A 26,087-nucleotide genomic window follows, 5' to 3' on the forward strand; every position below is an offset into this window, starting at 1 on the left:
AGCCATGCTGTGAGACATGCCAGTAGTATCGGTTTTAACGGAACGTCAGAGGCGGGATAGAGCAGGGTGAGGCTCGGTCGGCCTGATCTTTAGCCAGCCACTGCGCTGCTGCAAACGGGCTGGCTGCGGATTGCGGCAGGGGCTCAGGGCGTTTGTGGCTTGTCAGGAGCAGTCAGGCCGGCCTGGATACGCTGATAGATTTCTTCTCGATGCACCGCAACGTTTTTCGGGGCGTTGATGCCGATCCGGACTTGTTGGCCGCTTACGCCCAGAATGGTGATCGTGATGTCGTCACCAATGTTTATGCTTTCACCGACTTTGCGGGTGAGTATCAGCATGGTGTTCTCCTTGATTGCTTTATAGGGCACCTGATTCAGACAGTGCAGATGTCGGTACTGCTTATAGATTAGTGCTAAGTGTCACAATATGGGTGCCTCTTTCTGACGTGCAGATGCTGCATTAATTCCCAGGGTGCGACTATACAGAGACGCCGGAGAGGTTTCTCGTGTTTTGAGCTCCGTTTGCGGCGTTTTTGGCGACAGTGAGTGCTAAAATTCCCGCCTCATGTCTTTCGGGGGAATCGTTGTGCGTAAATTGGCTTGGGTATTGGTGGTATTGGCGCTGGCGGGATGCGGTGAAGGGCGTGACGTCTCGGCACCCAAGCCCAAGCCCGTGGCGAGCTTCACGCCGGCCGCCGCTGCCGCACCGCAGTGGGCCGTCGAGGTTCGAGGCCAGACGCCCCAGGCCGTCAGCGATCTGACCGGATGGCTGATCGAGCACAGCTTCATGTCCACTGTCGTCAGGGAAAACGGCAAGGACCGCGTCCTGGTAGGGCCGTTAAGCTCCAAGGCTGAAGCCGAAGCGAAGCAGGAGCAGATCACCGCTGCCCTGGTCCGTGCGAAGAAACGCAACATCGAGGCCTTGGTGGTGGACTTCCCGCCGGCTCAATAATCAGTCAATACAGAACCTGTGGGAGCGAGCTTGCTCGCGATAGCGGTATATCAGTCGATAAACCTGTTGTCTGTCACTCCGCTATCGCGAGCAAGCTCGCTCCCACATCGTTTTTGTGTGTTAACGGATGCCAGGTCAGCCGCAGGCCTTCAGGTCCACCGGGCCGACGAATTCGTTCCCGCGACCCATGACGCACGCCACGCTCTGGTTGCGCTGGCGTTCCCAGGCCTGCACCGGGTAGGTCTTGTCCCAGGCCTCATACAGGCGCCGGTCCTGTTTGGAGAGGCGCAAACCGTATTGTTTGCTCATGTAGAAATACGTCCTGGCGATCATTCCCCGAATGGACGGGCGCGGCATGACCTTCTTGGCCTTGAAGTCCACCTGAGTCAGGCATGAGCCGTACTGGCCTTTCTGCACCGGCAACCAGCCGAAGCTGAAGTTGCTGCGATCACCGTTCACCTCGCCAATGCTCGGCACCAGGTTATGCAGATCCGCCTCGGCCCTTTGATAGACCGGGTCGTAGCGGGTGCATTGTTTGCGCCCGCCCTGTTGCCAGCATTGGCGCTGATGACCGATCTGCCAGGCCGGGACAATATGCTCCCACTCGATGCGGGCGGCGCGATTGGCGTTCTTGCGCGGTACATAACCGCATGCCGCGAGGTTCACCCGGTTGCCGGTGTATTTGCACCCGCAGTAGAACTCGGTGGATTGTGGCGCATAGAGTTTCCAGGCGACTTTCTTGGCTTCGTTGAAGGTGCGCGGCGCACCAGCCTGTGCACCCGTGGCAACGAAGACGAGCAATAAAGCTAAACAGCGAACAATCATCGGGCTCAATCTTCCTTCGGCACAACCCAGAAAACCTGCACACCGCCATCGTCGCGATAAGCGAGGGTGACGTTGTCGTTCTCGTCGATTTCTTCGAGCAGGCGTTCCCACTCGTCGATCGGCTCGTCGGGCAGGCGGAAGATCAGCGCGGCCTTGGCCTTTTGCGCGGTGGGCGAATTGATGATTTTCGAGACGCGCAGGCCGAGTCGTGTGTAGGAATCTAAGGGGGTAGTTGCAGCGAGAGGCGTTGCCACAGGATTATCCTTATTAAGCTGTACGGGCATACAGTATTTAACCGTAGGCAATTACGCAACTGCTTAAAATTCAAGAAAATCGTCTGACAACACTTTTCCGACTTTGGTGTAGGAGAAATACGTTTTTTTAGCGGGTGTGTAGGCGAAGCGCCACCTGCTTGTAGGAAGCAGGTGGCGAAACAGCCCGACCGGAAACGGCTGGGCGTGAGTATCAGTATTCCCAGAATATCCGCTGCAATTCCTTGCTGTCCTGAGTCTTGGTCAGGGCGACCATGGCCAGGATGCGCGCCTTCTGCGGATTCAAGTCGTGGGCCACGACCCAGTCGTATTTATCGTCAGGCTGTTCGGCGTTGCGCAGCACGAAACCGCCGGCGTTGGCGTGGGACGAACGAATGATCTGCACGCCTTCCTTGCGCAAGGCCTGCAACGAAGGCACAACCCGCGACGACACCGAACCGTTGCCAGTGCCGGCATGAATGATCGCCTTGGCGCCGGACTGGGCGAGGGCCTTGTAAGCCGTGTCGCTGACGTTGCCGTAGGAGTAGGCGATTTCCACGTCCGGCAGGCTCTTGATGGTCTTGATGTCGAATTCCGAGTCCAGGGTGTGACGCTTGGCCGGCAGGCGGAACCAGTAGGATTTGCCTTCCACTACCATGCCCAGCGGGCCCCATGGGCTCTTGAAGGCTTCAGTCTTGATGTTGATCATCTTGCTGACATCGCGACCGGACTGGATTTCATCGTTCATGGTCACCAGCACGCCCTTGCCCCGTGCTTCCTTGCTGCTGGCCACGGCCACGGCATTGTAGAGATTGAGCATGCCATCGGCCGACATCGCGGTGCCGGGACGCATCGAGCCGACGACGATGATCGGTTTTTCGGTCTTTTCCACCAGGTTGAGGAAGTACGCGGTTTCTTCCAGCGTGTCGGTGCCATGGGTGATGACAATGCCATCGACGTCATTGCTGTCGGCGAGCTCGGCGACGCGCCGGCCCAGCTGCAGCAGATTGTCGTTGGTGATGCTTTCCGAGGCGATTTGCATGACCTGTTCGCCACGCACATTGGCCAGTCGGCTGAGCTCGGGCACGCCGGCGATCAGTTGTTCGATGCCCACCTTCGCCGCCTGGTAAGTGGCGCTGTTGGCCGAGCTGGCGCCCGCGCCGGCGATGGTGCCGCCGGTGGCGAGGATGACGACGTTGGCGAGCTTTTGCTCGGTTTGGGTTTCTTTTGCCTGGAGCGCGCCGGGCAGCAGGAGCAGAAGGGCCAAGGCGCCCGGAACAAGAGTCTTGAAAGCAGATGTCATTATTTTTCTCTCTAGTCATGAGGAATCTAGTCATGAGGATTCATCTAGATGTTCCGGCAGACCTGAATGCCGGGAACACAGCTGGAGGAGCATGATCCGTACCAGCCCGGTCGGCGCCGCTGATCAGGGCCTAAGACGTTGATATCCAAAACGATGTGTATTGAGTGAGGGGCCCGGGCGAGCAGTCTGGGGACGGGTTTCCGAATGTCGCGAGTGTTTACTGTTCGGTTACCCGAAAGGGAAAGGGCTGAAAGAAAGGTCTGAAGCGCTAAAGAAAAAGCTCTGACGGACGATGCCTTTGTAGGAATTCATTCACGGAGCGAGACATGTCCTTTTCCATCGGCTTTCCCAATGCCGCGACCATCACCATCGGTGGTAGATCCATCTCCACACTGAATGCCCTGAGGGAGGCGAGCGCCGACGCGGCTGATGAGGCGCTTGGCGAAACGCAGGAAACCGGCACGGTCCGTGCGAACCTGGCGACCGAAGCCGAGGGCAAGACCGAGAAAAGCAGCAGTACGCAAAGTATCGCTATGCAAGTGCTGCTCAAGCGAATGCAGGAACTCCAGCAGCAATTGCGGGAGCAGCAGCAACAACTTGCCGCTGCACAGACGCGTGCCTATCCAACGCCCGAAGCCAAGACGACCGCTATCATGGCTATCCAAGGGCAAATCGCCGATACCACCGGCGCGCTGCAACAGGTCACCGGCAACCTGATCAAGGAACTGGCCAAGGATTCGGGTTCGGGGGCGCTGGTGAATACCACCGCTTGACGTTTCAACGTTGCGGATGAAACCGCAACGTTGACAAAACCCTGATGCTTTACCATAGTTCATTCCACGCAAACGTTTGCGCGGCTGTCGTGCGACGATTTTGCTCACAATAATCATAAAATCGGAGTGAACCCATGAAGCTGCCATTCGCTGGACGCCTTCTCGCCGTCGCCATGCTCGCGGCCGCATCCGCAGCGCTGCCATTCTCCTCGGCGCTCGCCCAGACCACCGAAAAACCCAAGGTCGCCCTGGTCATGAAATCCCTGGCCAACGAATTCTTCCTGACCATGGAAGATGGCGCCAAGGCTTATCAGAAGGAACACTCCGCCGAGTTCGACCTGATCTCCAACGGGATCAAGGATGAAACCGACACCGCCAACCAGATTCGCATCGTCGAGCAGATGATCGTGTCCAAGGTCGATGCGCTGATCATCGCGCCGGCCGACTCCAAGGCTATGGTGCCGGTGATCAAGAAAGCCGTGGATGCCGGCATCACGGTGATCAACATCGATAACCAGCTCGATCCGGCCGTGGTCAAGAGCAAGAACATCAACGTGCCGTTCGTAGGTCCGGACAACCGCAAGGGCGCCCGCCTGGTAGGTGAATACCTGGCCAAGCAGCTCAAGGCCGGTGACGAGGTCGGCATCATCGAAGGCGTGTCGACCACCACCAACGCCCAGGCGCGCACCGCAGGCTTCAAGGATGCGATGGAGGCGGCGCAGATCAAAGTCGTCTCCCTGCAATCCGGTGACTGGGAAATCAACAAGGGCAACCAGGTTGCCGCGTCGATGCTCAGCGAATATCCGAACATCAAGGCATTGCTGGCCGGCAACGACAGCATGGCGGTCGGTGCGGTCTCGGCCGTGCGCGCCGCTGGCAAGGCGGGCAAGGTGCAAGTGGTCGGCTACGACAACATCAACGCCATCAAGCCGATGCTCAAGGACGGTCGCGTCCTGGCGACAGCCGACCAGTTCGCTGCCAGGCAGGCAGTGTTCGGCATCGAAACCGCGCTGAAGATGCTCAAGGGCGAAAAAGTCGACAGCGGCACCAACGGCGTCATCGAAACTCCGGTCGAGCTGGTGACCAAGCCGTAACCCTGGCGACACAACGGCGCTCGCCCGTCCGGGCGGGCGCATTGGAGAGTTTGTTATGTCCGTTCGTGATCCGAACGCTGTCCTTTGCGTCAGCGGTATCGGCAAGACCTATGCGCAGCCGGTACTGAGCGATATCACCCTGACGTTGATGCGCGGTGAAGTGCTGGCGCTGACCGGCGAAAATGGCGCCGGCAAAAGTACCTTGTCCAAGATCATCGGCGGGCTGGTCACGCCGACAACCGGGCAGATGCAATTCCAGGGGCAGGATTACCGTCCCGGCAGCCGGACCCAGGCTGAATCGTTGGGCGTGCGCATGGTGATGCAGGAGCTCAACCTGCTGCCGACCCTTTCCGTGGCTGAAAACCTGTTCCTCGACAACCTGCCCAGCCACGCTGGCTGGATCAGCCGCAAGCAATTGCGCAAGGCGGCAGTCGAGGCCATGGCCCAGGTGGGGCTGGATGCCATCGATCCTGACACGCTGGTCGGTGAGCTGGGGATCGGTCACCAACAGATGGTCGAGATCGCCCGCAACCTGATCGGCGATTGCCATGTGCTGATCCTCGACGAACCGACCGCCATGCTGACGGCCCGTGAAGTCGAGATGCTTTTCGAACAGATTACCCGTCTGCAAGCCCGCGGCGTGTCGATCATCTACATTTCCCATCGCCTCGAAGAACTGGCGCGGGTGGCCCAGCGCATTGCGGTGTTGCGCGACGGCAACCTGGTCTGCGTCGAGCCGATGGCCAACTACAACAGCGAGCAACTGGTGACGCTGATGGTCGGTCGCGAGCTGGGCGAGCACATCGACCTGGGCCCGCGCCAGATCGGCGCACCGGCACTGACGGTCAAGGGCCTGAGCCGTTCCGACAAGGTTCGCGATGTGTCCTTTGAAGTGCGCAGTGGCGAAATCTTCGGTATTTCCGGCCTGATCGGGGCGGGGCGCACCGAGCTGCTGCGGCTGATCTTCGGCGCCGATGCGGCCGACAGCGGCACGGTGGCGCTGGGTTCACCGGCGCAGGTGGTGAGCATTCGCTCGCCGTCCGACGCGGTAGCTCATGGCATCGCCTTGATTACCGAGGATCGCAAGGGCGAAGGCTTGCTGCTGACCCAATCCATCGCGGCCAATATTGCCTTGGGCAACATGCCGGAGATTTCCAGTGGCGGTTTCGTCAACGGCAGCGAGGAACTCTCGCTGGCGCAGCGGCAGATCGATGCCATGCGCATCCGCAGCTCCAGCCCGACGCAGTTGGTGTCGGAGCTGTCCGGCGGTAACCAGCAGAAGGTCGTGATCGGCCGCTGGCTCGAACGCGATTGCTCGGTATTGCTGTTCGACGAGCCGACCCGGGGCATCGACGTCGGCGCCAAATTCGACATTTATGCGCTGCTCGGTGAGTTGACTCGCCAGGGCAAGGCGCTGGTCGTGGTGTCCAGTGACCTGCGGGAACTGATGCTGATCTGCGACCGGATCGGCGTGCTGTCCGCCGGGCGCCTGATCGACACCTTCGAGCGCGACAGCTGGACCCAGGATGACTTGCTTGCCGCCGCGTTCGCCGGCTACCAGAAACGTGATGCGTTGCTCAACGAAGCAGCGCCTAGGGAACTCTCATGAAAACCGCTCCTGCCGTCGGCAAATCGAATGGCAACTTTTATGGCCTTGGCACCTACCTGGGCCTGGCCGGCGCCTTGCTGGCCATGGTCGCGCTGTTCTCGGTCCTGAGCAGCCACTTTCTTTCCTATGACACCTTCAGCACCCTTGCCAACCAGATTCCGGATTTGATGGTACTGGCGGTCGGCATGACGTTCATCCTGATCATCGGCGGCATCGACCTGTCGGTGGGCTCGGTGCTGGCGCTGGCTGCCTCGACGGTCAGCGTGGCGGTGCTCGGCTGGGGCTGGAGCGTCTGGCCGTCGGCCTTGCTCGGCATGGCCGTGGCGGCGCTGGCCGGGACGGTGACCGGTTCGATTACCGTAGCGTGGCGCATCCCGTCGTTCATCGTCTCGCTGGGCGTGCTGGAAATGGCCCGTGGCCTGGCGTACCAGATGACCGGCTCGCGGACCGCCTATATCGGCGACTCCTTCGCCTGGCTGTCCAACCCGATCGCCTTCGGTATTTCCCCTTCGTTCATCATTGCCTTGCTGGTGATTTTCATTGCCCAGGCCGTGCTGACCCGTACCGTGTTCGGTCGCTACCTGATCGGCATCGGCACCAACGAAGAGGCTGTGCGCCTGGCCGGCATCAATCCCAAACCCTACAAGATCCTGGTGTTCAGCCTCATGGGGCTGCTGGCCGGTGTCGCCGCGCTGTTCCAGATTTCGCGCCTGGAGGCGGCAGATCCCAACGCCGGTTCAGGGCTTGAGCTGCAAGTCATCGCCGCGGTGGTCATCGGCGGTACGAGCCTGATGGGCGGGCGCGGCTCGGTCATCAGTACCTTCTTCGGCGTGCTGATCATTTCGGTGCTGGCGGCGGGCCTGGCCCAGATCGGCGCGACCGAGCCGACCAAAAGGATCATTACCGGTGCGGTGATCGTGGTGGCGGTGGTGCTCGATACGTACCGCAGCCAGCGCGCCAGTCGGCGGGCTTGAAGCATGGCAACGATCAAGGATGTGGCGGCGCTCGCGGGGATCTCCTACACGACGGTGTCCCACGTGGTGAACAAGACGCGACCGGTCAGTGACGAGGTGCGACGCAAAGTCGAGGCGGCCATCGAGCGATTGGACTACGTGCCCAGCGCGGTGGCGCGTTCACTCAAGGCCAAGACCACAGCGACTATCGGCCTGCTGGTGCCCAACAGCCTCAACCCGTACTTCGCCGAACTGGCCCGTGGGATCGAGGATTACTGCGAGCGCAATGGCTATTGCGTGATCCTGTGCAATTCCGACGACAACCCGGACAAGCAGCGCAGTTACCTGCGGGTGCTGTTGGAAAAACGCATCGACGGCTTGATCGTGGCGTCGGCCGGCGGCGATGTCGGCCTGGCCGAGGGCTTGGCCAACGTGCGCACGCCCATGGTGATCGTCGACCGCGGGCTCGATGGGGTGGACGCCGACCTGGTGCGTATCGACCACGAATATGGCGCGTACCTGGCGACCCGGCACCTGCTGGAGCTGGGGCACCGCGACATTGCCTTTATCGGTGGGCCGGCGGACACCAGCGTGGCGCAGATGCGCCTGGCGGGTTACTGCCGTGCGCTGAAAGAGGCGGGGATCGAATTGCCCGTAGAGCGCATGCTCGAAAGCGATTTCACCAGTACCGGTGGCTATCGCGCGGCGGCGCAACTGCTTGAGCAGCAGCCGCCCAGCGCGATCTTCGCCGCCAACGATATGATCGGCATCGGGGCGCTGCGCGCCGCCGCCGAACGCAACGTGCGGGTGCCCGGCGAGCTGTCGATCATCGGCTTCGACGACATCCAGATGAGCCGTTACGTCTACCCGGCGCTGACCACGGTGGGGCAGTCGATCCTGCAGCTCGGCGAGATGGCGGCCGAAGTGCTGCTACGCCGGATCGCCACGCCGACGCTTGCCACCGACCAGCGGATCGTGACGCCCAGCATTGTCTTGCGAGAATCGACTGCACCGCTGTCCGGTACATTCGCCCAATACCGCTGAACCGAATTGACGAGTAATGATGTATGCCAGCAAAAGTAGTGGTAATAGGCAGCCTGAACATGGACCTGGTGACGCGTGCGCCACGTCTGCCCCGTGGCGGTGAAACGCTGATCGGGGAATCGTTTTCGACCATCCCCGGCGGCAAGGGCGCCAACCAGGCGGTGGCTGCCGCGCGCCTCGGGGCGCAAGTGTCCATGGTCGGTTGCGTCGGCGGTGACGCCTACGGTCAGCAATTGCGCGGTGCGCTGGTGGCCGAAGGCATTGATTGCCAGGCCGTCAGCGTTGTCGAGGGTTCCAGCGGCGTGGCGCTGATCGTGGTCGATGACAACAGCCAGAATGCGATCGTGATCGTCGCCGGCGCCAACGGTGAGCTGACGCCGGCTGTGCTCGACAGTTTCGACGCGGTGCTGCAAAGCGCCGAGGTCATCATCTGCCAGCTTGAAGTGCCGGATGCCACCGTCGGCCATGCACTCAAGCGTGGTCGTGAACTCGGCAAGACCGTCATCCTCAATCCGGCGCCCGCTTCTCGGGCATTGCCCGCCGACTGGTACGCCTGCGTCGATTACCTGATTCCCAACGAAAGTGAAGCGGCGATCCTCAGCGGCCTGGCGGTGGAGTCCCTGGAAAACGCCGAAGCCGCCGCGACCCAGTTGATCGCCGCCGGTGCCGGCAAGGTGATCGTGACCCTGGGGGCCCAAGGGCTGATGTTCGCCAACGGTTCGAGCTTCGAACATTTCCCGGCGCCGCGGGTCAAGGCAGTGGACACCACGGCAGCGGGCGACACGTTTGTCGGCGGGTTTGCCGCGGCCCTGGCCAGCGGCAAGAATGAGGTCGAGGCTATTCGTTTCGGCCAGGTCGCCGCTGCACTGTCGGTCACCCGCGCGGGCGCTCAGCCTTCCATTCCAACCCTGCAGGAAGTACAGGCGTTCGAAGCATGAAAAAAACTCCTCTGTTGAACATCGCCCTGTCGCGATTGATCGCCTCCCTCGGTCATGGCGACAAAGTGGTCATCGGTGACGCCGGCCTGCCGGTGCCGCCCCACGTCGAGTTGATCGACCTGGCGCTGACCCATGGGGTTCCGGATTTCGTCAGTACCTTGAAAGTGGTGCTCAGCGAGATGCAGGTCGAGCGCCATGTGTTGGCTCAGGAAATCCTCGATAAACAACCGTCGGCCCTGGCCACGTTGCAGGCGCTGCATGCCGAAGGCGCGCTGGGTACGCGGGAGCTGGTCAGCCACGAGCAATTCAAGACGCTCAGCCGAGAGGCGAGGGCAATCATTCGCACAGGAGAATGTTCTCCATACTGCAACGTGGTGCTGATCGCCGGCGTCACGTTCTAGGTTTTCCCACCAGCACAAGGAGTGCGCCATGCACCGCTATGCTCAGAAAATGCATCAACTGTTGCGGAGTCTGCTGCTTTTGTCATTGCTCACGGCTACAAACGCCCAGGCGGCGGAAAAAATCGACCTGATCATCGACACCGATCCAGGCGCCGATGACGTGGTTGCGTTGTTGTTCGCGCTGGCATCCCCCGAAGAGCTGCATATTCGGGCGTTGACCACCGTCGCCGGCAACGTGCGCCTGGACAAGACATCCCGCAACGCGCGCCTGGCTCGCGAGTGGGCCGGGCGTGAAGAGGTTCCGGTGTACGCCGGTGCCCCGAAGCCGTTGATGCGCACGCCGATCTACGCCGAAAACATCCATGGCAAGGAAGGTTTGTCCGGTGTCGAGGTGCATGAGCCGAAGAAAGGATTGGCCGAGGGCAATGCCGTCAGCTACCTGATCGACACGCTCAAGGCCGCCAAGCCACACAGCATCACCATTGCGATGCTGGGCCCGCAGACCAACCTGGCCCTGGCGCTGGTCCAGGAGCCCGACATCGTCCAGGGCATCAAGGAAGTGGTGATCATGGGGGGCGCGCATTTCAACGGCGGCAATATCACGCCGGTGGCGGAGTTCAACCTGTACGCCGATCCCCAGGCGGCAGAGATAGTCGCCAAAAGCGGGCTGAAGCTGACGTATCTGCCACTGGACGTGACCCACAAGATCCTCACCAGCGAGGCACGCCTCAAGCAGATCGCCGCGCTGAACAACAACGCCAGCAAGCTGGTCGGCAATATTCTCAATGAGTACGTCAAGGGCGATATGGAGCACTACGGCATGACCGGCGGCCCGGTGCATGATGCGACCGTGGTCGCCTATCTGCTCAAGCCGCAGTTGTTTACCGGGCGTTCGGTCAATCTGGTGGTGGACAGTCGTGAAGGCCCGACGTTCGGGCAGACGGTCGTCGATTGGTACGACGGCCTCAAGGCGCCCAAGAATGCCTTCTGGGTGAAGGACGGCGATGCGCAGGGGTTCTTCGATCTGTTGACCGAGCGGCTGGCCCGCCTCAAGTAGACCCTCTCGCAGCGACCCCGCAGGCGCCGGCCTGCGGTGGTCTAGTCAACCGTCTCGATAATGCTCGGGTAGCGTTCGAACGCCTGCTGGATGAAGTTCTGAGCGCCTTGCGTCCCGAGCTCTTTCACCAACAACTCGATGCCGATGATTGCCAGTTCCTCAGGGCTGCCCGGGCTGTATGAGCTGTGGCCCTGGGCCCATTTGGCATTGATGGTGGCTTCGATGCTGACGGTGCTCATGGTCGGGCTCGCAGGTTGGGAGATCAGTAGGCTGAGTTAAGCATTTTTGCTTCGGGTTTGGCAGTGCGACTTAGGCATCAGAAGTGCGGTATGCGACACTTGGCGTTTGATTTTTTCGAGGAGCCCTGGCATGCAGATCGACCTGAACAAACCAGATGGACTTACCCTCGACTCGGTTCGCCAATTGCTGGCTTCTGCCAGTGATGACGAGCATACCCAACTGCGAGTGACCAAGGACGGCATTGCCTATCTGTCTTCGGGCATCGTGGGTGGTGCTGAAATCGATGGCCTGCGGTTCCGGCTCGAGACATGGGCGAAAGGGTCAGGCTACGTTGGCCGGGTCGCGGCAAGTGACGAGGTCTGGGTCATGCAGATCTATAACGCGCTGAAGGACAACTGGCCGAACCCACCCTTCGATTACATCGATATCTATTGAGCACCGTTCATATTCAGTCACGATTCAGCTCTGGACTGGCGGTCGTGCTCGGGCAAACTGCCGGTTTTTCCAGTGAGGGCGCAATGATAGCGCCGGTGTTGAAACCAAGCGTCATCCCGGCTGTCGCACGCTCACTACTATCCATCGAAAAAAGGAGGCTTCATGCCTTGGAAGCTCGTGTCATTGAATATTCTGTTGGCCGCCACGTTCTTGAGCGGATGCAGTAGCACGTCGGAGTCGACGCCTGATCCCGTGGCAGCCGAGGCCGGTCATACCCGCTGCGATGCCAAGGCCGCCGAGTTTGCCGTCGGCAAGCAGGCTTCGCCGCAGTTGCTTGAGCAAGCGCGCGCTCGATCCGGCGCGCAGAATGCCCGGATTCTCAAACCCAACGACATGATCACGCTTGAGTACCGCTCCGATCGCCTCAACCTCAACACCGATGCCAAGCTGGTGGTCAATCGGGTGAGCTGCGGCTGACAGGCGGTTTCCAGCAGGCCATAAAAAACCCCGTCACATGGACGGGGTTTTTTTAGCGCGCCGGGAAATTACTCTGGGCGAACTTGTGCAGCTTGCATACCCTTTTGGCCTTTCTCAGCTACGAAGGAAACGGTCTGGCCTTCTTTCAGGCTTTTGAAACCGTCGCTTTCGATAGCTTTGAAGTGTACGAACAGGTCGTCACCGCCACCTTGAGGAGTGATGAAGCCGAAGCCTTTTTCATCGTTGAACCATTTAACGGTGCCGGTTTGGCGATTAGACATGGTGTATCTCCAAGAAACATATATTTTCAGTGTACTGTGCTGCTCAGGCCAACTGGGCACACCCGGGTATCATAGTCGAAATGTTCGATTTGGGAGCCCCCCGGACGAGCTGTTTGCCAATCAGTCGTGTTTCCTTTACCCCCTGAACCGGCTGGAAGGCCCGGTTTCAAAGGCTTTCAGCCGAACGTAAAGACGATAAAAAAAGCTGTAAAACCTGAATAAATCCTGAAAAAAGCCGCTTATCCTAGCCTTTTCAGCTGTTCCGAGCCGTCTCTGGGGCCTCGATCACTCATTTTTTTGCGGGTGGATTGGCCTTGCATTTGGCGATCTGACCGAGCGCTTTCTGCTGCAGTTCAGGGGTGGCCTTATTGTCCATCAGCGCCTGGATATCGCTCGCCGGGTAGGATTTGATCGCGTCCGCGCCACAAGCGCAGTGGGTCTTGGCCGCCGCTGCGCCAATCTGCGGGGTCGCCGCTTGAGTGCACTGCGCCATGTATTTCTCACGCTCGCCCTTGGGCCATTCGGCGTGGGCACTCAGCGGAAGCAGCAGGGCGAGGGGGGCGACTACTGCCAATAGGGTGTTCAGACGCATGCGGGGATGCTCCTTTGTGGGTCGATGTCTTGTTATCTGAGGCGTTGCGGACGTTTCGGTTCAGCACTCTGGCATAAAAATCGTCAGTTTACGCCGGCTTCGATCCAGGCGCGGCGATGACCGTTCATCTGTGCTAGGATGCCGGGCTCGGGTATTTCTCAGGCTCCGGAGGCAACAGGCCCCGGCGGCGGTAAATGTTCGATCAACCCTGATTTGAATCCCAGTCACTCTGGTTCGGTTTCCCGGTTGGCCGCAAGGCTCCTGCCGCTGTAAGGCAGGCGTTCTTCATTGAACGGCCTGGACTGGATCTTGTACTGGCTCATCCCAACCCACGTGACCTTTGGTAGGGGTCACCACTAGGAGAGGAGGCGCCATGCCAACTATTACTCTTCCCGACGGCAGTCAACGTTCATTCGACCACCCGGTTTCCGTAGCCGAGGTCGCCGCATCCATCGGCGCGGGCCTGGCCAAGGCCACCCTGGCCGGCAAGGTCGACGGCAAGCTGGTCGACGCCAGCGATGTCATCGACAGCGATGCCACGCTGCAAATCATCACGCCCAAGGACGAAGAGGGGCTGGAGATCATTCGCCACTCTTGCGCGCACCTGGTTGGCCATGCGGTCAAGCAGCTGTATCCGAGCGCGAAAATGGTCATCGGTCCGGTCATCGACGAAGGCTTTTATTACGACATCGCCTTCGAGCGTCCTTTTACCCCGGACGACATGGCCGCCATCGAACAGCGCATGCAGCAGCTGATCGAGAAAGACTACGACGTCATCAAGAAGGTCACCCCGCGCGCCGAAGTCATCGAAGTCTTCAAGGCCCGTGGCGAGGACTACAAGCTGCGTCTGGTGGAAGACATGCCGGACGAGCAGGCCATGGGCCTGTACTACCACGAAGAATACGTCGACATGTGCCGCGGCCCGCACGTGCCGAACACCCGTTTCCTGAAGTCCTTCAAGCTGACCAAGCTGTCCGGCGCCTACTGGCGTGGCGATGCGAAGAACGAACAGTTGCAGCGCGTCTACGGCACCGCCTGGGCCGACAAGAAGCAGCTGGCGGCCTACATCCAGCGCATCGAGGAAGCGGAAAAACGCGACCACCGCAAGATCGGCAAGCGCCTCGGCCTGTTCCACACCCAGGAAGAATCCCCGGGCATGGTGTTCTGGCATCCGAATGGCTGGACGCTGTATCAGGTGCTTGAGCAATACATGCGCCAGGTCCAGCGCGAAAACGGCTACCTGGAGATCAAGACGCCGCAAGTGGTTGACCGCAGCCTGTGGGAGAAATCCGGGCACTGGGCCAACTACGCCGACAACATGTTCACCACCCAGTCGGAAAACCGCGACTACGCCATCAAGCCGATGAACTGCCCGTGCCACGTGCAGGTGTTCAACCAGGGTCTGAAAAGCTACCGTGAGTTGCCGATGCGCCTGGCCGAGTTCGGTGCCTGCCACCGCAACGAGCCATCGGGTGCGCTGCACGGCATCATGCGCGTGCGGGCCTTTACCCAGGACGACGCCCACATCTTCTGCACCGAAGAGCAGATGCAGGCCGAATCCGCCGCGTTCATCAAGCTGACCATGGACGTCTACCGGGACTTCGGCTTCACCGAAGTCGAGATGAAGCTGTCCACTCGTCCGGAAAAACGCGTCGGCTCCGACGAACTGTGGGATCGCGCCGAAGCAGCCCTGGCCGCTGCGCTCGACAGCGCGGGCCTTGCGTACGATCTGCAGCCGGGCGAGGGCGCTTTCTACGGTCCGAAGATCGAATTCTCGCTGAAAGATTGCCTTGGTCGCGTCTGGCAGTGTGGTACCCTGCAGCTCGATTTTAACCTGCCGATCCGTCTGGGCGCTGAATATGTGTCCGAAGACAACAGCCGCAAGCACCCGGTCATGCTTCACCGCGCGATCCTCGGTTCCTTCGAGCGTTTCGTCGGTATCCTGATCGAACACTACGAGGGTGCGTTCCCCGCGTGGCTGGCGCCGACCCAGGCAGTGATCATGAATATCACTGATAAACAGGCAGATTTTGCCGCTGAAGTCGAAAAAACTCTCAACCAAAGCGGATTTCGTGCCAAGTCCGACTTGAGAAATGAAAAGATCGGCTTTAAAATCCGCGAGCATACTTTGCTCAAGGTTCCCTTTCTCTTGGTTGTTGGAGATCGGGAGGTCGAGATGCAGACTGTCGCTGTGCGTACTCGTGAAGGTGCTGACCTGGGCTCGATGCCCGTCGCCGAATTCGCTGAGTTTCTCGCGCAAGCGGTTTCCCGGCGTGGTCGCCCAGATTCGGAGTAATTATTATTAAGCGTGAAATGAGACAAGATAAACGAGCTGCACCGAAAGCCCCGATCAACGAGAATATCTCGGCACGCGAGGTTCGGTTAATTGGCGCTGATGGCGAGCAGATTGGCATCGTCTCGATTGATGAAGCGCTTCGTATTGCTGAAGAAGCCAAGCTTGATCTGGTGGAAATTTCCGCGGACGCAGTCCCACCCGTTTGCCGGGTGATGGACTACGGCAAGTCGATCTTCGAAAAGAAGAAGCAGATTGCCGCGGCGAAGAAAAACCAGAAGCAGATTCAGGTAAAAGAAATCAAGTTTCGTCCAGGGACGGAGGAAGGGGATTACCAGGTAAAACTGCGCAACCTGGTACGTTTCCTGAGTGACGGGGACAGGGCCAAGGTATCCTTGCGATTCCGCGGCCGTGAGATGGCCCACCAGGAGCTGGGGATGGAACTCCTCAAGCGGGTTGAACAAGACCTGCTCGAGTACGGTTCGGTCGAACAGCATCCTAAGATGGAAGGACGCCAGCTGATCATGGTCATCGCCCCGAAAAAGAAGAAGTAATCACCAGGGCACGGCAGGCCTTGCGATTATGTTTATCAACTGAATGCGGAGTATCCGAACATGCCAAAGATGAAGACTAAAAGTGGTGCTGCTAAGCGGTTTCTGAAAACTGCTAACGGTATCAAGCACAAGCACGCTTTCAAGAGCCACATCCTGACCAAAATGTCGACCAAGCGTAAGCGTCAACTGCGCGGTAGCAGCTTGCTGCATCCGTCTGACGTGGCAAAAGTCGAGCGCATGCTGCGCCTTCGTTAATTTTTGGATCAAGAATAGAGGAAGTAACTCATGGCTCGTGTAAAGCGTGGCGTCATTGCCCGTAAGCGTCACAAAAAAATTCTGAAACTTGCTAAAGGCTACTACGGCGCGCGTTCCCGCGTATTCCGTGTTGCCAAGCAAGCGGTAATCAAGGCAGGCCAATACGCCTACCGTGACCGTCGTCAGAAAAAACGTCAGTTCCGCGCTCTGTGGATCGCTCGTATCAATGCTGGTGCTCGTGTTAACGGTCTGTCTTACAGCCGTTTCATCGCTGGCCTGAAAAAAGCGTCCATCGAGATCGACCGTAAGGTTCTGGCTGATCTGGCAGTGAACGAAAAAGCGGCGTTTGCTGCGATTGTCGAGAAAGCTAAAGCCACCTTGGCTTAAGTACCCCCGGCAGTCACCAGGGCTCACCTCTGTGGGCCCAGGTGTCAAACGTCTTAAATAGGGGAAGAGCCTTAAAGCTCTTCCCCTATTTTGTATCTGGAGTCTGTACATGGAAAACCTGGACGCGCTGGTCGCTCAAGCACTAGAGGCTGTGCAAAGCGCTGAAGATATCAATGCCCTGGAGCAAATCCGGGTTCACTACCTTGGCAAGAAAGGCGAGTTGACTCAGGTGATGAAGACCCTGGGGAACCTGCCGGCTGAAGAGCGTCCGCAGGTCGGTGCGCTGATCAACGTCGCCAAGGAGCGTGTCACAGAGGTCCTCAATGCGCGCAAGGCGTTGTTCGAGGAGGCGGATCTGGCTGCCAAGCTCGCCGCCGAGTCCATCGACGTGACCCTGCCTGGCCGTGGCCAGACTTCCGGTGGCCTGCATCCGGTGACCCGTACCCTGGAGCGCATCGAGCAGTTCTTCACCCATATCGGCTATGGCATCGCCGAAGGCCCTGAGGTCGAAGACGACTACCATAATTTCGAAGCGCTCAACATCCCAGGCCATCACCCGGCCCGGTCGATGCATGACACCTTCTATTTCAATGCGAACATGCTGTTGCGCACCCATACCTCGCCCGTACAGGTCCGCACCATGGAATCGCAACAACCGCCGATCCGCATCGTCTGCCCGGGCCGTGTGTACCGCAGCGACTCCGATATCACCCACTCGCCGATGTTCCATCAGGTTGAAGGCCTGCTGGTGGATCGCGACATCAATTTCGCCGACCTGAAAGGCACTATCGAAGAGTTCCTGCGGGTGTTCTTCGAAAAAGAACTGGCCGTGCGTTTCCGCCCTTCGTACTTCCCGTTCACCGAGCCATCGGCTGAAGTCGACATGGAATGCGTGATGTGCAGCGGCAAAGGCTGCCGCGTCTGCAAACAGACCGGCTGGCTGGAAGTCATGGGCTGCGGCATGGTTCATCCGAACGTGCTGCGCATGTCCGGGATCGATCCGGAAGAGTTCTCCGGCTTTGCCTTCGGCATGGGCGTCGAGCGCCTGGCCATGCTGCGTTACGGTGTGAATGACTTGCGCCTGTTCTTCGACAACGACTTGCGATTCCTTGCGCAATTTCGCTAGGTCGCAGTCGGTAACGAATTTATTAAGGGGAGCAGGATGAAATTCAGTGAACAATGGCTGCGCGGCTGGGTAAGCCCGCAGGTAAGCCAGGACGAGCTGGTTGCTCGCCTGTCGATGGCCGGCCTTGAGGTCGATAGCGTGACGCCGGCCGCCGGTGAGTTCAGCGGTGTGGTCGTGGGCGAGGTGCTGAGCACCGAGCAGCACCCGGACGCCGATAAACTGCGGGTTTGCCAGGTCAACAATGGCACGGAGACCTTCCAGGTCGTCTGCGGCGCGCCCAACGTGCGCCCGGGCCTGAAGATTCCGTTCGCCATGATCGGCGCCGAGCTGCCGGGCGACTTCAAGATCAAGAAAGCCAAGCTGCGCGGCGTCGAATCCAACGGCATGTTGTGCTCCCAGGCCGAACTGCAGATCGGCGAAGGTAATGACGGCCTGATGGAACTGCCAGCCGACGCACCGGTTGGCCAGGACATTCGTGAATACCTGGGCCTGGACGATGCCAGCATCGAAGTCGACCTGACGCCGAACCGTGGCGACTGCCTGTCCCTCGCCGGTCTGGCGCGCGAAGTGGGCGCCTTGTATGACGCTCCGGTCACCCGCCCTGCGGTCGCGGTCGTTCCGGCGGTGCATGATGAAGTGCGGCCGGTTGAAGTTCTCGCGCCGGCCGCATGCCCGCGTTACCTGGGTCGTGTGATCCGCAACGTCGACCTATCGAAGCCGACCCCGCTGTGGATGGTCGAGCGCCTGCGGCGCGCCGACGTGCGCAGCATCGACGCGGCCGTCGACATCACCAACTATGTGATGCTCGAACTGGGCCAGCCGCTGCACGCGTTCGACCTGGCTGAAATCAACGGCGGCATCCGCGTGCGCATGGCCGACGAAGGCGAGAAGCTGGTACTGCTCGACGGCCAGGAAGTGACCCTTCGCAGCGACACACTTGTGATCGCCGACCACACCCGCGCCCTGGCGATTGCCGGCGTGATGGGCGGCGAGCACAGTGGCGTCTCGAAGACGACCCGTGATGTGTTCCTCGAAAGCGCGTTCTTCGACCAGATCGCTGTCGCTGGCAAGGCCCGTTCCTACGGCCTGCACACCGACGCCTCGCACCGCTACGAGCGTGGCGTGGATTGGCAGCTGGCCCGTGAAGCCATGGAGCGCGCCACTGGCCTGCTGCTGGAAATCACCGGTGGCGAAGCCGGCCCGATCATCGAGACGGTCAACGAGCAGCATTTGCCGAAGATCGCGCCGGTGACCCTGCGTGCCCAACGCATCACCCAGATGCTGGGCATGGAAATGGACTCGGCCGAAGTCGAGCGCCTGCTTAGCGCCCTGGGCCTGGGCATCCGCGCCGATGGGGAAGGACAGTGGCAGGTTGAAGTGCCGAGCCACCGCTTCGATATCAGCCTGGAAGTCGACCTGATCGAAGAACTGGCCCGCCTGTACGGCTACAACCGTCTGCCGGTTCGCTACCCGCAAGCCCGTCTGGCTCCACAGGCCAAGGCTGAGGCGCGCAGCGAGCTGCCGGAACTGCGCCGCCTGCTGGTGGCCCGTGGTTATCAGGAAGCGATCACCTACAGCTTCATCGATCCGCGCCAGTTCGAGCTGTTCAGCCCGGGTGTCGAGCCGCTGCTGCTGGCCAACCCGATCTCCAACGACATGGCGGCCATGCGTTCGTCCTTGTGGCCGGGCCTGGTCAAGTCGTTGCAGCACAACCTGAACCGCCAGCAGGACCGCGTGCGTCTGTTCGAAAGTGGCCTGCGCTTCGTTGGGCAACTGGACGGCTTGAAGCAAGAGCCGATGCTGGCCGGTGTCGTCTGTGGCAGCCGCCTGCCGGAAGGCTGGGCGCAAGGTCGCGATGTTGTTGATTTCTTCGACGTAAAAGCTGACGTGGAAGCGGTGCTGGGCTTCGCCGGCGCGCTAGACGCGTTCACCTTTGTGCCGGGCAAGCATCCGGCGCTGCACCCGGGCCAAACCGCACGCATCGAGCGAGACGGGCGCGAAGTCGGTTATGTCGGGGCGATTCACCCTGAATTGTCGAAGACCCTGGGCCTCGATCGTCCGGTCTTCGTTTTCGAGCTGGTGCTGGCCGAAGTCGCCCAAGGAAAAATGCCGAAATTCCAGGAGTTGTCGCGCTTTCCTGAAGTGCGTCGTGACCTTGCCCTGGTGGCCGATGTCAGCGTCGCATCCAGCGACGTACTGGCAGTAATCCGTGAAAATGCAGGCGAATGGCTGACGGACCTCAGGCTATTTGACGTGTATCAGGGTAAAGGCATTGATCCGCATAGAAAAAGCCTTGCAGTCGGCTTGACCTGGCAGCATCCATCGCGCACTCTTAACGACGATGAGGTGAATACCGCAACGCAGAATATCCTCACCTCGCTCGAACACAGGTTGAACGCCACGTTAAGGAAGTGACGTATGGGGGCTCTGACGAAAGCTGAGATGGCGGAACGTCTGTATGAGGAGTTGGGCCTGAATAAACGGGAGGCCAAAGAATTGGTCGAACTGTTTTTCGAAGAAATCAGGCACGCTCTCGAAGACAACGAACAAGTCAAATTGTCCGGTTTCGGCAATTTCGACCTTCGGGACAAACGCCAGCGGCCTGGCCGCAATCCGAAAACGGGAGAAGAAATCCCGATCACGGCTCGCCGTGTGGTCACCTTTCGTCCAGGGCAGAAGTTGAAGGCCCGAGTTGAGGCTTATGCTGGAACCAAGTCATAACGACGAGCTACCCGTCATCCCAGGCAAACGCTACTTCACCATCGGTGAAGTCAGCGAGCTGTGTGCGGTAAAACCGCACGTGCTGCGTTATTGGGAGCAGGAGTTTCCTCAACTCAACCCGGTCAAGCGCCGCGGAAACCGCCGGTATTATCAGCGCCAGGATGTGCTGATGATCCGCCAGATCCGCGCGCTGCTGTACGACCAGGGGTTCACCATCGGCGGCGCGCGCCTGCGCCTTTCCGGTGATGAGGCCAAAGACGACACAACCCAGTACAAACAGATGATCCGCCAGATGATCGCCGAGCTTGAAGATGTACTGGTGGTGCTCAAGAAATAAATTTCTGCTTTTAAATACTTCCAGTTTTCAAAAGCTTGCGATATATTCCTGAGCGTTCCGTTGAGAAACGGAACAAGATTCACGCCTAGTCGGGGCGTAGCGCAGTCCGGTAGCGCACTAGCATGGGGTGCTAGGGGTCGAGTGTTCGAATCACTCCGTCCCGACCATATTTTTCAATGACTTAGCCCAACTCTAACCAGTTGGGCTTTTTCATGGGCGGGAGTTTTGCGGGACTTCAATCCTGCAAAAGACGTGGCGAGGGAGCTTACTCTCGCTGGGCCGCGAAGCGCGCCCAAAATCTGCCGAGCGCGGAGCATCAGACCCACCGCACCCGCTGGTTTTACGACTGCTTCGCAGTCGAGCGGGAGCAAGCTCCCTCGCCACGGGTCTGCCGTTTCTCTTGGGTGAACAGCGTTAGGCTCCTCAGCGTTTCACCCGCGCAAAACTCACTTCCCTCCAGTCACATCAAGAAACGTCCCCGTCACAAACGACGCCTCTCCACCCGCCAGCCACAGAATCGCCCGTGCCACTTCCTCCGGTTGGCCTCCTCGACCCATGGGGATCGAGTCCTTCACCCGATCAACCCGCCCCGGCTCGCCGCCGCTGGCGTGCATTTCGGTGTAGATGTGTCCGGGGCGAATGCAGTTGACGCGTATGCCTTCCCGGGCCACTTCTTTGGCGAGGCCGATGGTGAAGGTCTCCAAGGCGCCTTTTGACGCCGCGTAATCGACATATTCGTTGGGACTGCCCAGGCGTGCCGATGCCGAAGAGACGTTGATGATCGCGCCGCCCGGGCCGTTATGCCGGTACGCCATGCGCTTCACTGCCTGCTGGGCGCAGAGAATCGGGCCGATGGAGTTGACCGCGAAGATGCGCTGCATGCGCTCGAAGCCAAGGTCTTCCAGGCGTGACTGAGCCGACAGTATCCCCGCGTTATTGACCAGGACGTCGATGCGCCCGAACGAGCGGTCGATGGCCGCGAACAGATCGGCGACCTGTTCGGGGTCGGCACTGTCGGCGCGCATGGCCAGCGCGCGACGTCCGAGTGCCTCCACATCCGCGACCACGGCCAGCGCCGCGGGCTCGTTGGCAACGTAGCTGATCGCGACGTCGTAGCCTTGTGCGGCGGCCAGCCGCGCGGTGGCGGCGCCCACTCCGCGACTTCCGCCGGTTATCAGGATCAGCGGTGCCTGCGAGTCGTTGACCATGGTGAATAGCCCTCCTGAGCAGTCGGCTGTGTCAGCCGATGATGATGGTGCCGCTGACGATCACTGCGCACGCCAGGATCCGGCGGGCGGTGAGTGTCTCGCCGAGGAAGATGGCGCCGATCAGCGCCGCAAACAGCACGCTGGTTTCGCGCAATGCCGATACCGCCCCCAGGGGCGCTTCGTTCATGGCGTAGATGACTATTCCATAGGCCAGCAAGGAGACCAGCCCGCCGGCCGCGGCGCTGAATATTCCGGGGCGGACGGAGAACAGGCTGCGTGCGTCGCGCAGGCCGATGTAGACCATCGGCATCATCACGCCCCACAAGGCGCACATCCAGACGGTATAGGCGAGCGGCGCGCCGGAGAGCCTGGCACCGATGCCGTCGACGACGCTATAGGCGGCGATGAAACAGCCGGTGCCCAGCGCGTAGGGCAGGCTGGGCACCGACAGTTGGCGGCCCCTGAAGGCCAGGGAAATGATCCCGCCGGACACCAGCGCAATCCCCAGCAGGACGCCGGGGGCGATGCTTTCTCCGGCGAAGACGGCGGCGCCCAGGGCGATCAGTGCCGGTGATGAGCCACGGGAAATCGGATAGACCTGTCCCAGGTCGCCGACCCGGTAGCTGCGCACCAGGAACAGGTTGTAGCCGACGTGCAGTACGGCTGAAAGCACCGCATAACCCCAACTGGCGGCAGCCGGTGGGACCATGAATGCTGCGGCGACGACGCAGGTCACGGCGATGGCGATGCACATGATCGTCATTGACCACAGCCGATCGGCACCGCCGCGCAGCAAGGCGTTCCAGCTGGCATGCAGGAGCGCGGCGAAAAGAACCAGTGAAATGATATGGATAGGCATGCGCCATTCTAGGCGGCGCAGATGCCTGTACTACAGCGAAGTCTCCTCATCGTTTCATGAGTAAAACCTCATGCATTTTCATAAGCGCGTTGGACGGTCGACGCCTCGCCGATCAACCATTGGCGGAAGCTGACGATATGCGGCTGCGATTCGATGCCCTTGGGACAGACAAAATAGTAGGCCAGTGGTGACGGGAATGGCACGTCGAACAGCCGCACCAGGCGGCCATCGCTGATTTCGCTTTCAACGTGCCCGCTGCGCACCAAGGCAACGCCCTGGCCGAGCAGGGCTGCCTCGACCGTCATGTTGGTGTCGCCGAACCTGACGCTTTCCTTGAGTGGCAAGAATTCCAGGCCGACCTTCTCGAACCACATCTCCCATTTCGGCACCAGCTCGGCGCCATCCCGGGTCAGCAACGGGTAGTGCAACAGTTCGGCGGGGCTGCGTGGCGTCCCGAAGCGCTGCAGCAAGTCAGGACTGGCCACCGGAAAAACCTGCTCGCCGAAGAGAAATTCCGAATACAGGCCGGGGTAGTTGCCCTTGCCGAGCCGGATTGCCACGTCGGCCTGGGCACTGGAGAAGTGGATGATCTTGTCGGTGGTGTCCAGCGAGACCAATAACTCCGGGTGCAGGCGGGAGAGATTCGGCAAGCGGGGCAGCAGCCACTTCAGCGCGAAGGAATAAGTGGTGCTGACTTCGAGTCGAACCCTGCCTTTCTGTTCGCGTAGATCGCCCAGGGTCGCTTCAAGGCTCATGAAGAACTCGCGCACGATGGGCGCCAGCGTGGCCCCCGCGGCGGTGAGGCGCAGTGACTTGCCACGCTCGAACAGTTGCAATCCCCAAAGGGACTCCAGGTGCTTGAGCTGGTGACTGACCGCGCTTTGGGTGACGTGCAGCTCTTGCGCGGCTGCGGTAAAGGTCGCGTGGCGGGTGGCGACTTCAAAGGCTCGTAATGTAGCGGTCGGCGGCAGGTCTCTCATGTGAAGGATATCCGGCGATTTGAGGATGCGCGTCATGAGCGCTGGCTCATGATAGAACATCGCCGGCGGCTATGAATGGGACGGCTCACGAAGGGATTGCTGATAATGCGCTTCATCGACCTCGGTCAGGCTCGCATAGCCGTCGTAGTGGTAGATTCGGTGCTTGTCTCGGGCATGACGCTCCGTCAGGAATTCCAAGGTGCCCAGGTCGATACGCTTGGCACTCAGCGGCCGCCGATGGCAGAACAGTTTGCGTGTACCCAATTGCAGGAAATCGGGATGCGGCACGCGGACTTCGTCAGGCTCGAAAGCTACATCCAGCCACTTGCCTTCCGAGAAGATCAGCGTGGGGCTAACGGCATAGGTACCGAGAATGCGAGTGTCGCAAGGATGCAGCTTTTTTTTCGCCTCGCCGTAGTAATAAACCGCGTCCCGATCCTTGGCCCAACCATGCCCGCAAGACTCGAAACTGCCTACCTGAGCCTTACGAATCGGTTCAGGGGGATGGTAGAAGACCCGGTGGCAGAACACGGTTTTGCCGTCGGTGAGATAGGGCCCGCCGAGTGAGCGGAAGTGCTCAACCGGCTCCTGGGAAAACCGTTCGGGCACTTGTGTCTCGGCGTTATGAAACGGGATCAGATAAAGCCCCCGGGCATCGCCGCACAGGTGTGTGTCGAGCAATTGGAAACTTGCAGCGTCCAGCCCATTGATAACGCGGCCATGAAAATACACTTGGCGGCCGACTTCGAAACCGAGGCCGATGGCTTGTAACGGCGGCGTTTCTGCTTGCGCTTCTGCAACTTCAGGCGGCGCTTGCAAACGATGCCACCAGTAACCCTGCAATTGCGGATGAGCCTCGAAGTAGGGCGCCCATGCCTGTTGCATTGCCGCATCGATGATTCCGCCAGAACCCAGCGGACCATTCCTGTCGCCTGCGAGCACAGGCGAGTAGTCCAGGTCATCGCCACAGAGCTGGGTCACGACGAAGCTTTCCACGTCGACATCCAGGCGTTTCTGACGTTTGTAGACGTGATGTTGATCACGGTAGTAATCGAACCCCAAGTGGCGGAAACTCGGGCCGTGGGCGTCACGCAGGCGCGTCCCGGCGGCGTAGACGTACAGGTCGTCCACGGCGAAATACTCATCCTCGCTTTCGCTGCTGCCAATCACGCGGCCGCACTCGTCGAACGCCGGGTGGCAGTTCTTCAGCAGCCGAAAATCGCCAACGTAGCGCAGGGTCTTGCCGGTCAGGTAATAGGCGCGTTGCTGGTCCTTGGCGTAACGTTCGTTAAGCACGGTGAAGGTCGCCAGGTCGGCATTGTCGATGCGATAGAAATACTCATAGGCAATGCTCGAACCTTGCTGCGCCTGCACGATGATCGACTGCCCATCGGTTCCCCAGCGTTCGGCGAGCATCCGGAAGTCGTCCGGATTGCTGATCGGCAATGGGGTGCCGTCCTTCTGATGCAGGGGGTTGAAGCCCTTGTAGACCTGGCCGTCAATCACTCGATAGGAAGGGTGATTGCAATAACGCACCCGCGCCGTCGCGCTGGCGATGAATTTGCCTTGAAGAAAGATACTCACCCCGTCGCTGAACAGGGCAGAGGCTGCAGTCACCGAGGCTGGCGACAATGCCACCAGGGCCAGGCTGTCGGGCTTTGCCTGAAGGATTTCGGTGATTGCGTATTCGCCGAACCAATAGGCGCCGGACGCATCGCGCCAATATTGGTGGCCAAGGTTTTCCAGGGCTTTGTCGAACCGAAACGCCAGGCTCTGGAGCCCGTGATAACCGTAGCGCTGTGGGTAGGCGGGAAGCAGGTAATAGTCGCGCAAGGCGTCACGCAAAACCCAGGGGTTGCGTCGATGCCGCCAGACCGGCTGGCCGGCAACCAGAGGCGAAGGCGGATAACGCCCGTCACTGGCAGCTTTCGCTATCGCGTCGGGGTGTGCGCCTTCAGGGTTGAGCAGGATGTACACGTCCGGCACTTGCCCGTCGCCCAGCAGCACGCCTTCCAGGAAGGCGAAACCCTGATGCCATTCGAGATCAAGCGGCTCCCACTCAGCAATAGCCGTCTCTACGTCTGTCATGTTGTTGCGACCTGAGCGTTCGATGGTTGGCCAATGATCACGGTTTTACATGCCG

Annotated in this window: 30 protein-coding genes and 1 tRNA gene; 20 read left to right on the forward strand and 11 right to left on the reverse strand. The window is 60.0% G+C overall.

Going from position 1 to position 26,087, the window contains the following annotated elements:
• Positions 1 to 143: 143 nt before the first annotated feature.
• Positions 144 to 338, reverse strand: a complete 195-nt coding sequence (gene csrA, locus J3P86_RS09490) for a carbon storage regulator CsrA (RefSeq protein ID WP_003179932.1) — start codon at positions 336 to 338, stop codon at positions 144 to 146.
• 247 nt (positions 339 to 585) lie between these two features.
• On the opposite strand from csrA, the gene J3P86_RS09495 reads away from it, so the two are divergent.
• Entirely contained in the window at positions 586 to 951 is a 366-nt protein-coding gene (locus J3P86_RS09495; protein ID WP_434700054.1) for an SPOR domain-containing protein, read from the forward strand.
• 135 nt (positions 952 to 1,086) lie between these two features.
• Here the strand turns inward: J3P86_RS09495 and J3P86_RS09500 are convergent, their stop codons facing one another.
• The 3 genes from J3P86_RS09500 to J3P86_RS09510 all read right to left on the reverse strand — a co-directional run bounded on the left by J3P86_RS09500 (position 1,087) and on the right by J3P86_RS09510 (position 3,330).
• Entirely contained in the window at positions 1,087 to 1,776 is a 690-nt protein-coding gene (locus tag J3P86_RS09500) for an endonuclease (RefSeq protein ID WP_434569087.1), read from the reverse strand.
• Positions 1,777 to 1,781: 5 nt separating this feature from the next.
• Positions 1,782 to 2,081: a DUF1654 domain-containing protein gene (locus J3P86_RS09505; RefSeq protein WP_434569086.1), complete on the reverse strand. Its 300-nt coding sequence runs from the start codon at positions 2,079 to 2,081 to the stop codon at positions 1,782 to 1,784.
• 160 nt (positions 2,082 to 2,241) lie between these two features.
• Positions 2,242 to 3,330, reverse strand: coding sequence for an asparaginase (locus tag J3P86_RS09510; protein WP_434652891.1), 1,089 nt, complete (start codon positions 3,328 to 3,330; stop codon positions 2,242 to 2,244).
• A 326-nt stretch (positions 3,331 to 3,656) separates the two neighbouring features.
• Here J3P86_RS09510 and J3P86_RS09515 point away from each other — a divergent pair, with 326 nt between their 5' ends.
• The 8 genes from J3P86_RS09515 (at position 3,657) to J3P86_RS09550 (ending at position 11,199) form a co-directional block, all read left to right on the forward strand.
• Positions 3,657 to 4,103, forward strand: coding sequence for a hypothetical protein (locus J3P86_RS09515; protein ID WP_434700056.1), 447 nt, complete (start codon positions 3,657 to 3,659; stop codon positions 4,101 to 4,103).
• A 134-nt stretch (positions 4,104 to 4,237) separates the two neighbouring features.
• Positions 4,238 to 5,197 (forward strand): sugar ABC transporter substrate-binding protein, encoded by a 960-nt coding sequence (locus tag J3P86_RS09520; protein ID WP_434569083.1) that lies wholly within the window; start codon positions 4,238 to 4,240, stop codon positions 5,195 to 5,197.
• 55 nt (positions 5,198 to 5,252) lie between these two features.
• Positions 5,253 to 6,806 (forward strand): sugar ABC transporter ATP-binding protein, encoded by a 1,554-nt coding sequence (locus tag J3P86_RS09525; RefSeq protein WP_434624790.1) that lies wholly within the window; start codon positions 5,253 to 5,255, stop codon positions 6,804 to 6,806.
• On the forward strand, positions 6,803 to 7,780 hold the full coding sequence (locus J3P86_RS09530; protein WP_305495674.1) for an ABC transporter permease: 978 nt from the start codon (positions 6,803 to 6,805) through the stop codon (positions 7,778 to 7,780). Before J3P86_RS09525 ends, J3P86_RS09530 begins: the two co-directional genes overlap by 4 nt.
• A 3-nt stretch (positions 7,781 to 7,783) precedes the next feature.
• A complete protein-coding gene (locus J3P86_RS09535; protein WP_305495672.1) occupies positions 7,784 to 8,803 on the forward strand; it encodes a LacI family DNA-binding transcriptional regulator in 1,020 nt (339 codons plus the stop codon).
• A gap of 23 nt (positions 8,804 to 8,826) precedes the next feature.
• Positions 8,827 to 9,741: a ribokinase gene (gene rbsK / locus J3P86_RS09540; protein WP_434695229.1), complete on the forward strand. Its 915-nt coding sequence runs from the start codon at positions 8,827 to 8,829 to the stop codon at positions 9,739 to 9,741.
• Positions 9,738 to 10,142 (forward strand): D-ribose pyranase, encoded by a 405-nt coding sequence (gene rbsD / locus J3P86_RS09545; protein WP_434569080.1) that lies wholly within the window; start codon positions 9,738 to 9,740, stop codon positions 10,140 to 10,142. Before rbsK ends, rbsD begins: the two co-directional genes overlap by 4 nt.
• 28 nt (positions 10,143 to 10,170) lie before the next feature.
• Positions 10,171 to 11,199, forward strand: coding sequence for a nucleoside hydrolase (locus J3P86_RS09550; protein ID WP_434700057.1), 1,029 nt, complete (start codon positions 10,171 to 10,173; stop codon positions 11,197 to 11,199).
• Between the two features lie 41 nt (positions 11,200 to 11,240).
• Here J3P86_RS09550 and J3P86_RS09555 read toward each other — a convergent pair whose 3' ends face one another.
• Entirely contained in the window at positions 11,241 to 11,438 is a 198-nt protein-coding gene (locus J3P86_RS09555; protein ID WP_305495666.1) for a hypothetical protein, read from the reverse strand.
• Between the two features lie 130 nt (positions 11,439 to 11,568).
• On the opposite strand from J3P86_RS09555, the gene J3P86_RS09560 reads away from it, so the two are divergent.
• Positions 11,569 to 11,874: a hypothetical protein gene (locus J3P86_RS09560; RefSeq protein WP_434569077.1), complete on the forward strand. Its 306-nt coding sequence runs from the start codon at positions 11,569 to 11,571 to the stop codon at positions 11,872 to 11,874.
• A 162-nt stretch (positions 11,875 to 12,036) separates the two neighbouring features.
• Positions 12,037 to 12,351, forward strand: coding sequence for an I78 family peptidase inhibitor (locus J3P86_RS09565; protein ID WP_434569076.1), 315 nt, complete (start codon positions 12,037 to 12,039; stop codon positions 12,349 to 12,351).
• Between the two features lie 68 nt (positions 12,352 to 12,419).
• Here J3P86_RS09565 and J3P86_RS09570 read toward each other — a convergent pair whose 3' ends face one another.
• Both J3P86_RS09570 and J3P86_RS09575 read right to left on the reverse strand, forming a co-directional pair.
• Complete coding sequence (locus J3P86_RS09570) at positions 12,420 to 12,632, reverse strand: cold-shock protein (protein WP_003179963.1); 213 nt, start codon at positions 12,630 to 12,632, stop codon at positions 12,420 to 12,422.
• Positions 12,633 to 12,921: 289 nt separating this feature from the next.
• A complete protein-coding gene (locus J3P86_RS09575) occupies positions 12,922 to 13,224 on the reverse strand; it encodes a hypothetical protein (protein WP_434700059.1) in 303 nt (100 codons plus the stop codon).
• A 373-nt stretch (positions 13,225 to 13,597) separates the two neighbouring features.
• Here J3P86_RS09575 and thrS point away from each other — a divergent pair, with 373 nt between their 5' ends.
• The 9 genes from thrS (at position 13,598) to J3P86_RS09620 (ending at position 21,064) form a co-directional block, all read left to right on the forward strand.
• The gene (gene thrS / locus J3P86_RS09580; protein WP_434700060.1) at positions 13,598 to 15,520 is read left to right on the forward strand and encodes a threonine--tRNA ligase; all 1,923 of its coding nucleotides are present in this window, start codon (positions 13,598 to 13,600) and stop codon (positions 15,518 to 15,520) included.
• Positions 15,520 to 16,071, forward strand: coding sequence for a translation initiation factor IF-3 (gene infC, locus J3P86_RS09585; RefSeq protein WP_169432615.1), 552 nt, complete (start codon positions 15,520 to 15,522; stop codon positions 16,069 to 16,071). The genes thrS and infC overlap by 1 nt, the downstream gene beginning before the upstream one ends.
• A gap of 60 nt (positions 16,072 to 16,131) precedes the next feature.
• A complete protein-coding gene (gene rpmI, locus J3P86_RS09590; RefSeq protein ID WP_002553160.1) occupies positions 16,132 to 16,326 on the forward strand; it encodes a 50S ribosomal protein L35 in 195 nt (64 codons plus the stop codon).
• Positions 16,327 to 16,356: 30 nt separating this feature from the next.
• A complete protein-coding gene (gene rplT / locus J3P86_RS09595) occupies positions 16,357 to 16,713 on the forward strand; it encodes a 50S ribosomal protein L20 (protein ID WP_002553161.1) in 357 nt (118 codons plus the stop codon).
• A gap of 109 nt (positions 16,714 to 16,822) precedes the next feature.
• On the forward strand, positions 16,823 to 17,839 hold the full coding sequence (gene pheS, locus J3P86_RS09600) for a phenylalanine--tRNA ligase subunit alpha (protein WP_003203624.1): 1,017 nt from the start codon (positions 16,823 to 16,825) through the stop codon (positions 17,837 to 17,839).
• A 36-nt stretch (positions 17,840 to 17,875) separates the two neighbouring features.
• The gene (gene pheT / locus J3P86_RS09605; RefSeq protein ID WP_434700061.1) at positions 17,876 to 20,254 is read left to right on the forward strand and encodes a phenylalanine--tRNA ligase subunit beta; all 2,379 of its coding nucleotides are present in this window, start codon (positions 17,876 to 17,878) and stop codon (positions 20,252 to 20,254) included.
• Positions 20,255 to 20,257: 3 nt separating this feature from the next.
• Entirely contained in the window at positions 20,258 to 20,560 is a 303-nt protein-coding gene (gene ihfA / locus J3P86_RS09610; RefSeq protein ID WP_002553164.1) for an integration host factor subunit alpha, read from the forward strand.
• Entirely contained in the window at positions 20,541 to 20,897 is a 357-nt protein-coding gene (locus J3P86_RS09615) for a MerR family transcriptional regulator (RefSeq protein WP_003179985.1), read from the forward strand. Before ihfA ends, J3P86_RS09615 begins: the two co-directional genes overlap by 20 nt.
• A gap of 90 nt (positions 20,898 to 20,987) precedes the next feature.
• Positions 20,988 to 21,064: transfer RNA gene (locus J3P86_RS09620), tRNA-Pro, on the forward strand.
• Between the two features lie 279 nt (positions 21,065 to 21,343).
• Here the strand turns inward: J3P86_RS09620 and J3P86_RS09625 are convergent.
• The 4 genes from J3P86_RS09625 to J3P86_RS09640 all read right to left on the reverse strand — a co-directional run bounded on the left by J3P86_RS09625 (position 21,344) and on the right by J3P86_RS09640 (position 26,032).
• The gene (locus tag J3P86_RS09625) at positions 21,344 to 22,105 is read right to left on the reverse strand and encodes an SDR family oxidoreductase (RefSeq protein WP_434624780.1); all 762 of its coding nucleotides are present in this window, start codon (positions 22,103 to 22,105) and stop codon (positions 21,344 to 21,346) included.
• 31 nt (positions 22,106 to 22,136) lie between these two features.
• A complete protein-coding gene (locus J3P86_RS09630; RefSeq protein WP_434652873.1) occupies positions 22,137 to 22,964 on the reverse strand; it encodes an EamA family transporter in 828 nt (275 codons plus the stop codon).
• Positions 22,965 to 23,032: 68 nt separating this feature from the next.
• On the reverse strand, positions 23,033 to 23,944 hold the full coding sequence (gene gcvA / locus J3P86_RS09635; RefSeq protein WP_305495621.1) for a transcriptional regulator GcvA: 912 nt from the start codon (positions 23,942 to 23,944) through the stop codon (positions 23,033 to 23,035).
• A 69-nt stretch (positions 23,945 to 24,013) separates the two neighbouring features.
• Positions 24,014 to 26,032 carry a DKNYY domain-containing protein gene (locus J3P86_RS09640; protein ID WP_434700062.1) on the reverse strand — a complete coding sequence of 673 codons (2,019 nt, stop codon included), beginning with the start codon at positions 26,030 to 26,032 and terminating at the stop codon, positions 24,014 to 24,016.
• Positions 26,033 to 26,087: the final 55 nt, after the last annotated feature.

This window comes from Pseudomonas sp. D1-1, assembly GCF_051132225.1.
GTDB lineage: Bacteria > Pseudomonadota > Gammaproteobacteria > Pseudomonadales > Pseudomonadaceae > Aquipseudomonas.

Bases quoted from the DNA above. Each gene is read 5' to 3' on its own strand.
- rplT (WP_002553161.1), top strand. From the start codon at position 16,357: ATGGCTCGTGTAAAGCGTGGCGTCATTGCCCGTAAGCGTCACAAAAAA.
- J3P86_RS09515 (WP_434700056.1), top strand. From the start codon at position 3,657: ATGTCCTTTTCCATCGGCTTTCCCAATGCCGCGACCATCACCATCGGT.
- pheS (WP_003203624.1), top strand. From the start codon at position 16,823: ATGGAAAACCTGGACGCGCTGGTCGCTCAAGCACTAGAGGCTGTGCAA.
- csrA (WP_003179932.1), bottom strand. From the start codon at position 338: ATGCTGATACTCACCCGCAAAGTCGGTGAAAGCATAAACATTGGTGAC.
- J3P86_RS09640 (WP_434700062.1), bottom strand. From the start codon at position 26,032: ATGACAGACGTAGAGACGGCTATTGCTGAGTGGGAGCCGCTTGATCTC.
- rbsD (WP_434569080.1), top strand. From the start codon at position 9,738: ATGAAAAAAACTCCTCTGTTGAACATCGCCCTGTCGCGATTGATCGCC.
- J3P86_RS09550 (WP_434700057.1), top strand. From the start codon at position 10,171: ATGCACCGCTATGCTCAGAAAATGCATCAACTGTTGCGGAGTCTGCTG.
- J3P86_RS09560 (WP_434569077.1), top strand. From the start codon at position 11,569: ATGCAGATCGACCTGAACAAACCAGATGGACTTACCCTCGACTCGGTT.
- J3P86_RS09575 (WP_434700059.1), bottom strand. From the start codon at position 13,224: ATGCGTCTGAACACCCTATTGGCAGTAGTCGCCCCCCTCGCCCTGCTG.
- ihfA (WP_002553164.1), top strand. From the start codon at position 20,258: ATGGGGGCTCTGACGAAAGCTGAGATGGCGGAACGTCTGTATGAGGAG.
- J3P86_RS09535 (WP_305495672.1), top strand. From the start codon at position 7,784: ATGGCAACGATCAAGGATGTGGCGGCGCTCGCGGGGATCTCCTACACG.
- J3P86_RS09525 (WP_434624790.1), top strand. From the start codon at position 5,253: ATGTCCGTTCGTGATCCGAACGCTGTCCTTTGCGTCAGCGGTATCGGC.
- J3P86_RS09510 (WP_434652891.1), bottom strand. From the start codon at position 3,330: ATGACATCTGCTTTCAAGACTCTTGTTCCGGGCGCCTTGGCCCTTCTG.
- J3P86_RS09565 (WP_434569076.1), top strand. From the start codon at position 12,037: ATGCCTTGGAAGCTCGTGTCATTGAATATTCTGTTGGCCGCCACGTTC.
- J3P86_RS09555 (WP_305495666.1), bottom strand. From the start codon at position 11,438: ATGAGCACCGTCAGCATCGAAGCCACCATCAATGCCAAATGGGCCCAG.
- J3P86_RS09625 (WP_434624780.1), bottom strand. From the start codon at position 22,105: ATGGTCAACGACTCGCAGGCACCGCTGATCCTGATAACCGGCGGAAGT.
- thrS (WP_434700060.1), top strand. From the start codon at position 13,598: ATGCCAACTATTACTCTTCCCGACGGCAGTCAACGTTCATTCGACCAC.
- gcvA (WP_305495621.1), bottom strand. From the start codon at position 23,944: ATGAGAGACCTGCCGCCGACCGCTACATTACGAGCCTTTGAAGTCGCC.
- J3P86_RS09530 (WP_305495674.1), top strand. From the start codon at position 6,803: ATGAAAACCGCTCCTGCCGTCGGCAAATCGAATGGCAACTTTTATGGC.
- J3P86_RS09570 (WP_003179963.1), bottom strand. From the start codon at position 12,632: ATGTCTAATCGCCAAACCGGCACCGTTAAATGGTTCAACGATGAAAAA.
- rbsK (WP_434695229.1), top strand. From the start codon at position 8,827: ATGCCAGCAAAAGTAGTGGTAATAGGCAGCCTGAACATGGACCTGGTG.
- pheT (WP_434700061.1), top strand. From the start codon at position 17,876: ATGAAATTCAGTGAACAATGGCTGCGCGGCTGGGTAAGCCCGCAGGTA.
- rpmI (WP_002553160.1), top strand. From the start codon at position 16,132: ATGCCAAAGATGAAGACTAAAAGTGGTGCTGCTAAGCGGTTTCTGAAA.
- J3P86_RS09500 (WP_434569087.1), bottom strand. From the start codon at position 1,776: ATGATTGTTCGCTGTTTAGCTTTATTGCTCGTCTTCGTTGCCACGGGT.
- J3P86_RS09630 (WP_434652873.1), bottom strand. From the start codon at position 22,964: ATGCCTATCCATATCATTTCACTGGTTCTTTTCGCCGCGCTCCTGCAT.
- J3P86_RS09615 (WP_003179985.1), top strand. From the start codon at position 20,541: ATGCTGGAACCAAGTCATAACGACGAGCTACCCGTCATCCCAGGCAAA.
- J3P86_RS09520 (WP_434569083.1), top strand. From the start codon at position 4,238: ATGAAGCTGCCATTCGCTGGACGCCTTCTCGCCGTCGCCATGCTCGCG.